Origin of the sequence: Alistipes sp., assembly GCF_048465575.1 — a bacterium.
In the GTDB taxonomy this organism is placed as follows: domain Bacteria; phylum Bacteroidota; class Bacteroidia; order Bacteroidales; family Rikenellaceae; genus Alistipes.
Window position 1 is genome coordinate 50,246 of record NZ_DBFWLG010000024.1, and the last position, 12,778, is coordinate 63,023.

Below are 12,778 nucleotides of genomic sequence, written 5' to 3' on the forward strand. Positions count from 1 at the left end.
TCATGGAGATTTCCTACTTTGCAATCATCATCGGCGCCATCTTCGTCAACAACGTCGTGCTGGCGCAGTTCCTCGGCATCTGCCCTTTCCTGGGCGTGTCGTCGAAAGTCGAGACCTCGATGGGCATGGGCGCCGCCGTCACGTTCGTCATGGCCATTGCGGCCGTCGTGGCGTGGCTGATCCAGACCTATGTGCTGGTGCCGCTCGACATCGTTTACATGCAGACGATTGTCTTCATTCTCGTCATCGCGGCGCTGGTGCAGATGGTCGAGATCATGCTCAAGAAACTCTCCCCGTCGCTCTACCAGGCGCTGGGTATCTTCCTGCCCCTCATCACTACGAACTGCGCCGTGCTGGGTGTGGCGATTCTGATGATCCAGAAAGAGTTCAACCTGCTGCAAAGCGTCACCTACTCGGTGGCTACGGCCATCGGATTCGCCCTGGCGCTCATCCTCTTCGCGGGTATCCGCGAGCGGATGGATTTCGAGGACGTGCCCAAGGCGTTCAAGGGTATTCCCATCGCGCTGGTCACGGCCGGCATTCTGGCCATGGCGTTCATGGGGTTCTCGGGTCTGGTCTGATTTTCGATTTTGCAGGCTCTTTGCACTCTCGGGGCGCGAATGGGACGTATTCCGATACGACCCATCCGCGCCCCGCTTCGTTCGAGTAAGCTGCGGAATCCGCTCCGGCGAAAAAAGACGTGCCGTTTCTTCGTTTGTTGCGCGCAAATAGTTACTTTTGCATTTATAACACAAAAATCCCATACCGGAATATGGAAGATACCATCCGCCTGCACGACAAGAAATTCAAAATCATGATCCCCGCCGAGCAGATCGACCGGGCCGTCACGGCCGTGGCACGGCGCATCAATGCCGACTACGCTTCGACCGAGACCCCGCTGTTCGTCGGCGTGCTGAACGGCTCGTTCATGTTCATGTCGGACCTGATCAAGAAGATCGAGTTCCAGAACGAACTCTCGTTCGTCAAACTGGCCTCCTACGAGGGAACCTCCTCCACGGGCGAGGTGCGGAGCCTGATCGGACTGAACACGCCGATCGAGGGGCGGCACGTCATCATCGTCGAGGACATCGTCGACACGGGCGAGTCGATCGAACACATGGTCCGCGAGCTCGAGTCGCACAAACCGGCCAGCATCTCGGTCTGCACCCTCTTCTTCAAGCCCGGATCGTACCGCAAGCAGATTCCCATCGAGTACCGGGCCATGGAGATCGGCAACGAGTTCATCGTGGGATACGGGCTCGACTACGACCAGCTGGGGCGCAGTCTGAAAGATATTTACGTGGTGTGCGAGTGATGGACGTGAACGCCGATTTGCTCGACGAGGGCCGCCGGCTGCCGCTGGTCGAGGATTTCTACACCATCCAGGGCGAGGGCTTCCACGCCGGGAAACCCGCCTATTTCATCCGCTTGGGCGGCTGCGACGTGGGGTGCCGCTGGTGCGACGCCAAGTACACGTGGAATCCGAAGCTCTATCCGCCCACCGACGTGCAGACCGTGATCGACCGTGCCACGGCGTGTCCGGCGCAAGCCATCGTCATCACGGGCGGCGAACCGCTTCTCTACCCGCTGGGAGTGCTGACCGAAACGCTGCGGGACGCGGGGCTGGAGATTTTTCTCGAGACCTCCGGCACGCACCCTTTCAGCGGCGTGTTCGACTGGGTGTGCCTCTCGCCCAAGCGGCAGGTGCCGCCGCTGGAGGAGGCGTTCGAAAGGGCCGACGAGCTGAAAGTGATTGTGGAGTCGGAGGCCGATTTCGCGTGGGCCGAGCGCAACGCCCTGCGGGTGGGGCCCGCGTGCAGGCTCTACCTGCAACCCGAATGGAGCGTCGCCGAGCGGATCATGCCCGCGATGATCGAATACGCCAAGGCGCATCCGCGGTGGAATATCTCCATCCAGACACACAAATACATGCACATACCGTAACCCCGGACGCGGCCGATTCGGTTCGGGCAAGGGGTTTCGGTTGCGGGGTCTTGCGAGGAAGAGAGCAGGTCCGGCCTGAGAGGTCGAAAGCATCCGGCGGCGAAGAGAAACGAGGTATGAAAATTCAGATAGGCAGAAAATTCTGGATCGTCCTCACGGCGATTATCGTTCTGTTCACGGTCTTCGTGGTGGGGCGCAACCTGTTGCACGCCGTGAAGATCAAGCGGCGGATCAACGTCATGCGCCGGGAAGAGGCTCTCTACCGTGACCGGATCGCCCGCGACAGCACGCTGCTCGAACGGTTGCGCTACGACGACTACCTCGAAGCGTACGCCCGCGAGAATTACCACATGCAGCGGCGCGACGAACACGTCTATATCCTCGAAGAGTGACTCTTTCTTCCGGATTTTTCGGAACAAAGAGGGGAGGCCCCGCTTCGGCGGTTGCTTCTCTTTTTTTTGTGGCGGGGCGGGGGCAGAACGGGCTCGAACGTGCAGCGGCCAGCCTTTCGCCCGTAAGTCCCGCGTCTTATGCGGGTCGGGAGCAGGTAGGAGGTTGGTGAGCAAAAGGACAGAGGATTGCCCCAATAACCCGCGTTTTACGCGGGCGGGTGGGTCAGTAGTGGGTGAAGCCGTGCCAGTCGAGCGGGACGGGGCGGCCGTCGCGGAGCCAGACCAGTCCCGGAGCGGGTACGATGCGGCCTACGGGGTAGAGCGGGGTGCCGAAGCGGGCGCGGAAATCGGCGGAAAGGCGGTCAGCCAATTCGGCAGCCGCGGTCAGCAGCAACTTGTAATCCTCCCCCGCGCAGGCCGCGGTTCGCAGATCGGCGCCCGGCGCTACGGGTATGCGGTCGAGGTCGAGCTCGGCGCCGACCCCCGAACGGTCGAGGATGTGTCCGAGGTCCGAAGCCAACCCGTCCGAGAGGTCCATCATGGCGTGGACCTCGGGGCGTTCTCCAAGCCATATGCCCTCAGCGACCTGCGGGACGGGGTTGCGGTGCAGGGCGGCCGACGGCGTGTCGCAGCGGCCGGCGAGCATGTCCCGCAGACCGGCTCCCGAGCCGCCCAGCTCGCCGGCTGCAAAGATCGCGTCGCCGGGGCGGGCGTCGCCGCGGCGTTTGAGGTGGGCCGATGGAGCGCGGCCGATGGCCGTGACGTTGATGGCGATCAGGGACGCCGAGCGGGTCGTGTCGCCGCCTGCCAGCGTGACACCGTATTGTTCGGACAACTCCCGGTAGCCGCGCATGAACTCCGTGGCCCAGGCGTCGGTGGCATCGGCGGGGAGCGAGAGGGACAAAAGCGTGGCCACGGGCCGGGCGCCCATGGCGGCTACGTCGCTGAGGTTGACGGCCAGGGATTTGCGGCCCAGTTCCGCGGGCGAGGTCGCGGCGCGCAGAAAATGCACCCCCTCGGCGAGCATGTCCGCGGTGAAGACCAGCGACTCGCCCCCGCCCACGGGCAGCACGGCGCAGTCGTCGCCGATGCCCTCGAATCCGTTGTCGGGCAGCGCGGCGAATGCTTCGCGGATGCTTTCGATGAATCCGAATTCGGTCATGGCTTTTCGGGTGCAGGGGTGAAAATGTGCAGCGGCCGGTTGAAAACGGCATTCAGGGCAAAGGTGCCGAAAAAGAGGGTCGTTGTCATGCGGTGGATGACCAGGCTCTGCAACGTGCCGTAGAGCATCACGCCCAGGTAGGCCAGCGTGACGCAGGCCATGCCTGCGCCGTAGAAGCGCAGCCAGGCGATGCAGCGGCGGTCGAGTATTGCGGAGTCGCGGTAACTGAGTTCGAGGGCGCTTACGCTGGTCGAAAGGAAGAGATAGGCCAGGTAGAAGCAGATCGTCAGGTAGAGCACCAGCCTGTACCAGACGTTGAACTCTCCGAAATGGAGGAGCATGTCCATCGAGCCGTGCAGCGTGAGCATGGGTTGGCCGAGGAGGGCCAGGACGAGGAAATAGAGCCCCGAACAGAGCACGAAAGGCGTGAAGAGCAGCACGAGCCGCCTGGGGGTGATCCACCCCGGCCGGGCGCGTTCGAGCGGGTAGAGCAGGCTGATGATGACGTAGAGGTTGCCGATGATGAGCGACAGGGCGCCCAGCGGTTCGATCGGAAGCCACGGCCCCGAGAGCGGCCGGAAACAGTCGGGCAGCGAGGGCAGTCCCCACATCAGGAGGATGAATGCGAGCACCCGCCGTGCCCGGTCGCCCCGGTTGCGCAGCGATTGCCGCAGGAGCAGCGCCGCGCCGCCCAGGCCGACCACCGAAAGCGTGATGCTGAAGAGACGGAAAGCAATGTACCAGAAACTCATGTTATATCGGCTCTAATTAGACAAATATAGGAAAATTTCTCGAAATATGGTTATCTTTGCAACAGGATTTTTCCGCACCGGACGGTCGTCCGAAAAACGGCTTGCGACAGTTCGTCTTTCGGCAAGCACGTCCGCGGAAAGGATCGGGCCGGGCGGATCGCTTTTGTCGATCCCGGGCGCGAAGAAAGTAGCGAAAGAAAAATGAAACTATTGATACTCAACGGTCCGAACCTCAATTTGCAGGGCCGCCGCGACACGGAGGTCTACGGAACGGGGACGTTCGATACCCTCCTCGACGAACTGAAAACCCGCTACCCGCAGGTGGAGTTCGGCTATTTCCAGTCGAACAGGGAGGGCGAACTGATCGACGCCGTGCAGGAGGCCGAGGGGCGCTACGACGGCGTGGTGCTCAACGCCGGGGGATACACCCACACGTCGGTTGCGCTGCGCGACGCCGTGGCGGCCGTTTCGGTGCCGGTGGTCGAGGTGCATATCTCCTCGATCCTGGCCCGCGAGGAGTTCCGCCATGTCTCGCTGCTGGCCCCGGTCGCTGTGGGCTCGATCATGGGTTTCGGGCTGGACTCCTATGTGTTGGGTGTCGAAGCGCTGCGGATGCAGGTGAAAGAATGAATTTTTTGTCGCATTCCGGTCGCATGCGACAAGTCCCCGCCGAAGCGGGGATTCTGGGGTGGGGCAGAATCGTAAACGCGGCGGAACGCAGCGACAAAGCGGTATGAAGCGAAATTTGCATTGCGTATAAAAAAATTGTAAGATACTATTATGTACAGAATGAAAAAAACCAAGATCGTGGCCACCATGTCGGATTTCCGCTGCACGGAGGAGTTCGTGCAAAAACTCTTCGACGCAGGCATGGACGTCGTGCGCGTCAACTCGGCCCACGTTACGGAGGAGGGCGCCACACGCATCGTCGAGACCGTCCACCGCGTCAACCCGGCCATTCCGATCATGATCGACACCAAGGGCCCCGAAATCCGCGTGACGACCATCGCCGACGAGTACGGCAACGGCATCGTCTTTCGCGCGGGCGACCGCGTGTCGGTGCGCGGCTCCGACGGGCGGGACCTCACCACGCGCAAGGTGGTCTACATGAACGTACCCACGATCGTCGACGACATTCCGGTCGGGGCGCGGATGCTCATCGCCGACGGCGAACTGGAGATCCGCGTGGTCGAAAAATCGGAAGCGGAGCTCGTATGCGAGTTCGTCGTCGGAGGCACGATGCGCTCGCGCAAGAGCGTCAACGTCCCCGGCGTGGGGATCGACCTGCCGTCGGTCACGGAGAAAGACCGCCGCTTCATCGAGTGGGCCGTGAGGAACGACGTCGATTTCATCGCCCACTCGTTCGTGCGCTCGGCACGCGACATCCGGGCCGTGCAGGAGATTCTGGACGCCCACAACAGCCCCATCAAGATCATCTCGAAAATCGAGAATCAGGAGGGGCTGGACAATATCGACGAGATCATCGAAGCGTCGTACGGCATCATGGTGGCCCGCGGCGACCTCGGAGTCGAGCTCCCGGCCGAAGCGATCCCCAACACGCAGCGGCGCATCGTCGAAAAGTGCATCTGCGCCAAGCGTCCCGTGATTATCGCCACGCAGATGCTCTATTCGATGGTCAAGAATCCGCGCCCGACGCGCGCCGAGGTGAGCGACGTGGCCAGTGCGATCTACGAACGGGTCGACGCCGTGATGCTCAGCGACGAGACCGCCATGGGCGATTTTCCTGTCGAGTCGGTCGAGACGATGGCCCGCATCGCCCGCGAAATCGAGCGCGACGAGACCCATTTCAAGCCCATGATCGACATGGACATGGTGTCTGTAAATCACGAAATTACGGCCCAGTTGGCCCGCTCGGCCGTGCGGGCCTCGACCAACCTGCCGATCAAATACGTGGTGCTCGACACCAAGACGGGCCGCACGGGCCGCTACCTGGCGGCGTTCCGCGGCCGCAAGACCGTGATGGCGGTCTGCTACCAGCTCCATGCCCAGCGCATCCTGGCCCTCTCGTACGGGATCGTGCCGATTCTGAGAAACCAGGAGCTGGACGACAAGTACCATTTTCTGGTCGATGCGCTGGAGTTTCTGGACCACTACCGCAAGCTCCACGATGAGGACCTGATGGCGATCGTGGGCGGCAGTTTCGGTCCCGATGGCGGCGCATCGTATGTCGAGATCGCCAACGTGCGCAACATTCGTCAGCGCAACGAGCAGATCAAGGCCGTGCAAAACTGTTAGCCGGCGTTGCGGGGCGAATTGAAAAATAAGGTCACGCGCGGCGTGGCGTGGGGGATCGGCGAGAAGGTCTCGACGGCGCTGGTGCAGATGGGGGTGCGCATTCTGGTGCTGCGCCTCTTGATGCCCGACGACCTGGGTGTGGTGGCGATCCTGATGGCTTTCGCGTCGTTCGCGCAGGTGATCGTCGACAGCGGTTTTTCGCAGACGCTGATCCGCAAGGCGGAGCCGCGGCCCGAAGATTACAAATCGGTCTTCGTGTTCAACCTCGCGGCGGCGGCGCTGCTCTATGTGCTGCTTGTCGGTGTTTCGCCCCTCATCGCCTCCTATTACGACATGCCCGCTATCGGGGAGGTGGCGCCCGTGTTTTTCCTGCTGCTCCCTGCCAATGCGCTGTGCGTCATACAAATTACGCTCTTCACGAGGCAGTTCCGCTTCGCGTTGATGTCCAAGGTCACCTTTGCGGCGTCGCTTGTGGGAGGATTCACGGCCATCCTGATGGCTTTGGCCGGCTGCGGGGTGTGGAGCATCGTGGCGCAGCAGGTCGTGACAATGATGGTGCGGGCCGCGATGCTGTGGTGGCTGAGCGACTGGCGGCCCCGGGCCCGCTGGGACCGCCGCGCGATCGCGGCAATGGCTCCATACAGCTTCAGCCTGCTGGCGACCGACTTTATCTCGGCCCTTTACAACAAAATCCCGCAGCTCTTTATCGGCAAAATCTACAACGCCGAGACGATCGGCTATTTCGACCAGGCGCAGAAACTCAAGGACCTGCCGGTCAGTTCGGCCATGCTCTCCGTGCAGGGGGTGACGTTTCCCGCCCTGTCGAAGATCGCGGACAACGCCCCGAAATTCGCCGAGAGCTACCGCCAGGTGCTGCTGCTGGTGGCTTACGCCATGTTCCCCATCATGCTGGGCATGTCGGCTATCGCCGAAGAGATGTTCGCCGTGCTGCTGGGCGCGAAATGGATGCCCACGGTGCCCTTTTTCCGGACCGTGTGTCTGGCCGGGCTGTTCACGCCGCTGGCCATGATCGCCTACAACGTACTCAAGGTCAAGGGGAGCGGCGGGTTGGTCGTGCGGCTGGAGGTGGCCAAGAAAATCGTGATGACCATCCTATTCGCACTTACCATTCCGCAGGGCGTGCAGGCCGTCGTCTGGGGGCTGGTAGCCATCGCTTTCAGCGAAATGGCCGTCAACGTGGGAGCGTCGCTGCGATTCACCGCCCTGACGCTCGGGCGGCTGATCAGGACGCTGCTGCCCGTTCTGCTGACGGCCGGCGCCATGTATGCCGCCGTGCGCGGCGTCGGGCTGCTCCTCCCGGATAATGCCGTCTTGCGCCTGGCGGTGGAGATTGCGACCGGCGTTGCGGTCTATGCGGGTATTTCGGCGCTTTTCCGCCTCGAAGCCTACCGTGAGGTGGTCGGGATCGTGCGCAGCCAGCTCAGAAGAAATTCATAATTCATAATTCATAATTGTTGAAGCGGTTGTCGTGTCGCAGTTTTCGCGTCACCTGTCTTCGTTTCCAGTTCCGGTCCACCCGCGTTTGGGAGAGCCGGTCCTTAATTATGAATTGTAAATTGCGAATTATTTGTACACCTTGGGTTCGATCTCTCCCCGCAAAACGACCAGCGCATTCATCACCAGGGATTCCAGTTCGTTCTCGCCGGGGTAGACCGTGACGGGAGCGATGAACGAGCAGCGCTCGCGGATGTACTCCGTGACGGGTTCGTTGAAAGCGATGCCGCCCGTCAAGAGGATGCCGTCCACGCGACCCGAGAGCGCTGCGGCCATGGCTCCGATCTGCTTCGAGATGTTGTAGCACATGGCGTCCATCACCTTGCGGGCCCGTTCGTCGCCCGCGGCGATGCGCTCCATGACGTGAATCACCGAGTTGGTGCCTAGCAGGGCCACCAGGCCCCCTTTGCTCGAAACGAACTTGTAAAGTTCCTCCTCGGTGTATTTGCCCGAAAAGCAGACCTTGATGAGTTCGGCCGAGGGGAGGCTGCCCGCACGGTCGGGAGCGAACGGTCCGTCGCCGTCCAGCGCATTGTTCACGTCCACGATGCGCCCCTGACGGTGCGCTGCGACCGAGATGCCGCCGCCCATGTGAGCGACGATCAGGTTGGTCCGCTCGTAGACGATCCCCGAGCGCTGGCAATGCAGTCGGGCGATGGCTTTCTGGTTGAGGGCATGGAAGATCGATTTGCGCGGACACATGGGCATACCCGAAATGCGTGCCACGTCGTCCATCTCGTCCACCACGGGCGGGTCGGCGATGTAGGCCTTGACACCCGCCATGTGGGCGATCTGGGCGGCCAGCAGCCCGCCCAGGTTGCAGGCATGCTTCATCTGTGCGTGCCGCAGGTCGTAACGCATCCGCGAGTTGACCTCGTAGACGCCGGCCGGGATGGGGCGTATCAATCCACCGCGACCGATGACGACCGACAACTCCTTGATGGCGAAGCCCTTTTCGCGCAGAGCCGACAGAATCAGCCCGCGCCGCCAGTCGAGTTGCTCGATGATGTCCCCGAAGCGGGAGACCTCCTCGGTGGTATGACGCAGGGTAAATTCCAGCAAAGGCCGCTCCTCTTCGTAGAGGGCGACCTTTGTGGAGGTGGAGCCGGGATTGATTGCCAATACTTTGTAGCCCATATTCTCGGTTCGGGTTAGTGGTTGCGGTTGGGATTATTTGGCGGCCAGGCAGGCCAGGGCGATGGAGAAGAGCTTGGTGCGGCTCGTGTCGCCGCGCGAGGTCAGCACGCACGGAACCTTGGTGCCCATGACCATCGCGGCCAGCTCGCCGTTGCAGAGGTGGGTCGCCGACTTGAAAAAGACGTTGGCCGACTCCAGGTTGGGGAACAAAAGGCAGTCCGGATCGCCCGCTACGGACGAGCCCTTGACTTTCTTGTGCTCGGCCACCTCCTTATAGAGCGCCACGTCGAGCGAAAGAGGACCGTCGACGATCACGTCGCCCAACTGGCCGCGGTCGCCCATCTTGGCCAGCAGCGCGCCGTCGGTCGAGGAGACGACGTTGGGAAGCACCTGCTCCGAGGGGGCGATGCAGCCGATCTTGGGAGTTTTGATACCGAGCAGTTTGGCTGTCTGCGCGAGGTAGCCGATCTGCTTCATCTTCTGCTTGAAATCGGGCAGCGGAATGACGGCCACGTCGGAGATGATGAGCAATTTGTGGTAGCAGGGCATTTCGACGATCGACACGTGGCTCAGCACGCCTTTCGGGGGGAACAGTCCGGCCTCCTTGTTCAGGATGCCGCGCATGTACTTGTCGGTCGAAACCAGCCCTTTCATCAGCACGTCGGCATTGCCCGCCACGACGGCCGCAACGGCTTGCTGGACGCATTTGATGTCGCTCTTCTCGTCGACGATGTTGAACGCCTGGATGTCGATGCCGTTCTCGCGGCAAACCTCCTCGATGACGGCCTTTTCGCCGTAGAGCGTGGGCTCGACGAGCCCCTCCTTGTAAGCCGCATAGACGGCTTCGAGCGTGTGCGAATCCTGTCCGTAAGCGACGGCCAGCCGTCTTTTTCCTCTTTTTCTCGCCTCTTCGACGATCTCCGTAAGATGTTGTATCATGTTCGAATAAAAATTAAGAATTAAAAATCAAGAATTGGGGCCGGTTCCGGGATTTGCCGCAGCTCCGTCTTTCCCCCCCCCTAATTATGAATTTCTGACAAGATTATAAGTGTCGGTGGCAATCACCAGTTCCTCGTTGGTGGCGATGGTGGCGACCTTGACTTTCGAATCCGCAGCCGAGAGAATCTTGTCCACGCCGCGGGCGCCCCGGTTCAGCTCCGGCGAGAATTTCACACCCATGAACTCCAGCCCCTCGCAGACCTCCTGGCGCATCTCGCACGAGTTTTCGCCGACGCCGCCCGTGAAGACGATCAGGTCCACGCCGCCCATCCCGGCGGCGTACTGGCCGATGAATTTCTTGATCCGGCCGTAGTACATGTCGCGGGCCAGGATGGCGCGGGGGTTGCCCTCATCGTAGGCGCGGTCGATGTCGCGCATGTCGCTCGACAGGTCCGTCAGACCCTGCACGCCCGACTGCTTGTTCATCATCGTGTTCAACTCGGCGTAGGACATACCCTCCTTTTCGCCGATGAACGTGATGGCGCTGGCGTCCACCTGGCCGCAGCGGGTGCCCATCACCAGGCCGTCGAGCGGTGAGAAGCCCATCGAGGTGTCGTAGGACTTGCCGTTCAGAACAGCCGTCACCGAGCCGCCGTTGCCGATGTGGCAGGTGATGATCTTCGACCTCTCGAAATCCAATCCGGCCAGCTCGGCGCCGACGCGGGCCACGAACTTGTGGCTGGTGCCGTGGAACCCGTATTTGCGCACGCGGTACTTTTCGTAGTAGGCGTAGGGCAGGGCGTACATGTAGTTCACGGCCGGAATGGTCTGGTGGAACGAGGTATCGAAGACCGTGACCTGCGGAACGCCCGGCAGGACCTTTTCGATCGAGAGCACGCCCTCCAGATTGGCGGGGTTGTGCAGCGGGGCGATTTCGAACAAGGAACGGATCTTCTCCTTGGCGTCCTCGGTGACGATGCAACTCTCGGGGAAGAATTCGCCTCCGTGGGCTACGCGGTGGCCGACGGCTTTCACCTCGTCCAGCGAGCGGATGACGCCGTGCTGCGGGTCGGTCAGCGCTTCGAGCACCAGGCTGATGCCGGTGGTGTGGTCGGGGATGGGGCGGTGCAGTTCGAACGGCTCCCCTCCGACGGGTTTGTGCGTCAGGTCGCCCTCCTTGAGGCCGATGCGTTCCACGAGTCCCTTTGCGAGCAGTTTGCTCGACGCGGCCTCCATGTCGATCACCTGATACTTGATCGAGGAGCTGCCGCAGTTCAATACCAAAATAACCATATTCTTCTATATTAATTCTTTAATAATGTTCCTGTCCACAGGCCAAGGGCCGTAAAAGCGACGCAGACGGCGACGCTCAGCGTGATATAAGCCGCTGCCGGGGCGTAACTCGCGGCCCGGAGCAGCCGCACCGTATCGGCCGAAAAGGTCGAAAAGGTGGTGAACCCGCCGCAGAACCCGACCACGAGCAGCCACACGGCGGTCTCGGTGCGCAGGGTCGCCAGCAGCACGCCGATCAAAAGCGAGCCCGCGGCATTGACCGCGAACGTTCCGGCCGGGAATCCCCAGAGCGTATGCCCTGCCAGAAGCCCCGTGGCGACGAGGTAGCGGGCGATGCTGCCGGCAGCGCCTCCCGCTCCGACCGTTAATAGTTCACGAATCATAAGTTAAATATATGAATAAATTTCAGATTATGCAAATTTACGCAAAAAAAGATTACAAATCGATTCAATTTCTGCCGTTTCTTGTGGAGAAATTGTCGCAAGAGGTGGAATCGATCCCCGAGCCCCGGCGAGGGGTCGCTAAGGAAAACACTCGACTACTCGACTCGCCCGAGGATCGAGTGCGAAAGCTGTTCGGAATGACAGCATCGCGTTACGGCTCGAACTTGTAGCCTACGCCCTTGACCGTGGTGATGTGTCGCTCGCCGATCTTCTGACGCAGTTTGCGGATATGCACGTCGATGGTGCGGTCGCCCACGACCACGTCGCTGCCCCAGATTTTCGCGTAGATCTCCTCGCGCGGAATGAGCTTTCCGGGGGAGGAGTAGAGCAGGTCCAGCAGGGCGAACTCCTTGCGCGGCAGCGTAATCTCGCGGCCGTCGCAGACCACCCGGTAGCGGTCGCGGTCGACGCTAAGACCCGAGGCGGAGGATTCCGCCGTCTGCTCGGCGTCGATGCGTTTGAGGATGGCCTTTACGCGGCTTACGAGCAGTTTCATCTTGATCGGTTTGACCAGGTAGTCGTCGGCTCCGACGCCGAATCCCGTAAGCTGCTGCTCCTCTTCACCGAGCGCCGAGAGGAAGACCACCATCGTGTCGCGCAGCTGCGGATCGCGGCGGATGGCCCGGCACGTCTCGGCGCCGTCCATCACGGGCATCATCCTATCCAGCAGAATCAGGTGCGGACGGCACTCCGCGGCGATGCGGAGCGCCTCCTCTCCGTTCTGGGCCGTGAAGACCTCGTAACCTTCGCGGACGAGGTTGTAGCGGACGAATTCCAGGATGTCGATCTCATCGTCGACCAGGAGGATGCGGTGGTTCATGGCGGTGGTGGCGGTTGTCGGGCTCGGTGTGTGCGCACACACTGGATGCGGCGCGGATTTTTCTACTTGCGAAGATAGCAATTTTCCGGCTAAAACATGCGGCGACCCGGGAAAAATGGTTATAT

14 protein-coding genes are annotated in these 12,778 nt (G+C 61.4%); 7 read left to right on the forward strand and 7 right to left on the reverse strand.

What is annotated here, in order from left to right:
* Nucleotides 1–2 precede the first annotated feature (2 nt).
* From rsxA to ACMQ11_RS07455, 4 genes are all read left to right on the forward strand, one after another.
* Nucleotides 3–581, forward strand: coding sequence for an electron transport complex subunit RsxA (gene rsxA / locus ACMQ11_RS07440; RefSeq protein WP_418992132.1), 579 nt, complete (start codon nt 3–5; stop codon nt 579–581).
* A gap of 191 nt (nt 582–772) precedes the next feature.
* The gene (gene hpt / locus ACMQ11_RS07445) at nt 773–1,315 is read left to right on the forward strand and encodes a hypoxanthine phosphoribosyltransferase (protein ID WP_418992133.1); all 543 of its coding nucleotides are present in this window, start codon (nt 773–775) and stop codon (nt 1,313–1,315) included.
* The gene (locus ACMQ11_RS07450) at nt 1,315–1,944 is read left to right on the forward strand and encodes a 7-carboxy-7-deazaguanine synthase QueE (protein ID WP_418992169.1); all 630 of its coding nucleotides are present in this window, start codon (nt 1,315–1,317) and stop codon (nt 1,942–1,944) included. Before hpt ends, ACMQ11_RS07450 begins: the two co-directional genes overlap by 1 nt.
* A gap of 116 nt (nt 1,945–2,060) precedes the next feature.
* The gene (locus ACMQ11_RS07455) at nt 2,061–2,336 is read left to right on the forward strand and encodes an FtsB family cell division protein (protein WP_418992134.1); all 276 of its coding nucleotides are present in this window, start codon (nt 2,061–2,063) and stop codon (nt 2,334–2,336) included.
* Between the two features lie 223 nt (nt 2,337–2,559).
* On the opposite strand, the gene thiL is transcribed toward ACMQ11_RS07455, so the two are convergent.
* Nucleotides 2,560–3,498, reverse strand: coding sequence for a thiamine-phosphate kinase (thiL, locus tag ACMQ11_RS07460; protein ID WP_418992135.1), 939 nt, complete (start codon nt 3,496–3,498; stop codon nt 2,560–2,562).
* Entirely contained in the window at nt 3,495–4,250 is a 756-nt protein-coding gene (locus ACMQ11_RS07465) for a hypothetical protein (RefSeq protein WP_418992136.1), read from the reverse strand. Before ACMQ11_RS07465 ends, thiL begins: the two co-directional genes overlap by 4 nt.
* A gap of 201 nt (nt 4,251–4,451) precedes the next feature.
* Here ACMQ11_RS07465 and aroQ point away from each other — a divergent pair, with 201 nt between their 5' ends.
* From aroQ to ACMQ11_RS07480, 3 genes are all read left to right on the forward strand, one after another.
* A complete protein-coding gene (aroQ, locus tag ACMQ11_RS07470) occupies nt 4,452–4,880 on the forward strand; it encodes a type II 3-dehydroquinate dehydratase (protein ID WP_418992137.1) in 429 nt (142 codons plus the stop codon).
* 150 nt (nt 4,881–5,030) lie between these two features.
* The gene (gene pyk, locus ACMQ11_RS07475) at nt 5,031–6,506 is read left to right on the forward strand and encodes a pyruvate kinase (RefSeq protein WP_418992138.1); all 1,476 of its coding nucleotides are present in this window, start codon (nt 5,031–5,033) and stop codon (nt 6,504–6,506) included.
* Between the two features lie 18 nt (nt 6,507–6,524).
* Nucleotides 6,525–7,964 (forward strand): lipopolysaccharide biosynthesis protein, encoded by a 1,440-nt coding sequence (locus ACMQ11_RS07480; protein ID WP_418992139.1) that lies wholly within the window; start codon nt 6,525–6,527, stop codon nt 7,962–7,964.
* Nucleotides 7,965–8,090: 126 nt separating this feature from the next.
* Here ACMQ11_RS07480 and buk read toward each other — a convergent pair whose 3' ends face one another.
* The 5 genes from buk to ACMQ11_RS07505 all read right to left on the reverse strand — a co-directional run bounded on the left by buk (nt 8,091) and on the right by ACMQ11_RS07505 (nt 12,653).
* Nucleotides 8,091–9,158: a butyrate kinase gene (buk, locus tag ACMQ11_RS07485; RefSeq protein WP_418992140.1), complete on the reverse strand. Its 1,068-nt coding sequence runs from the start codon at nt 9,156–9,158 to the stop codon at nt 8,091–8,093.
* 33 nt (nt 9,159–9,191) lie between these two features.
* Nucleotides 9,192–10,097 (reverse strand): phosphate acyltransferase, encoded by a 906-nt coding sequence (locus ACMQ11_RS07490; protein WP_418992141.1) that lies wholly within the window; start codon nt 10,095–10,097, stop codon nt 9,192–9,194.
* A gap of 84 nt (nt 10,098–10,181) precedes the next feature.
* Nucleotides 10,182–11,390, reverse strand: a complete 1,209-nt coding sequence (locus tag ACMQ11_RS07495) for an acetate/propionate family kinase (protein WP_418992142.1) — start codon at nt 11,388–11,390, stop codon at nt 10,182–10,184.
* An 11-nt stretch (nt 11,391–11,401) separates the two neighbouring features.
* On the reverse strand, nt 11,402–11,773 hold the full coding sequence (gene crcB, locus ACMQ11_RS07500; protein WP_418992143.1) for a fluoride efflux transporter CrcB: 372 nt from the start codon (nt 11,771–11,773) through the stop codon (nt 11,402–11,404).
* Nucleotides 11,774–11,984: 211 nt separating this feature from the next.
* Nucleotides 11,985–12,653 carry a response regulator transcription factor gene (locus tag ACMQ11_RS07505; protein WP_418992144.1) on the reverse strand — a complete coding sequence of 223 codons (669 nt, stop codon included), beginning with the start codon at nt 12,651–12,653 and terminating at the stop codon, nt 11,985–11,987.
* Nucleotides 12,654–12,778 lie beyond the last annotated feature (125 nt).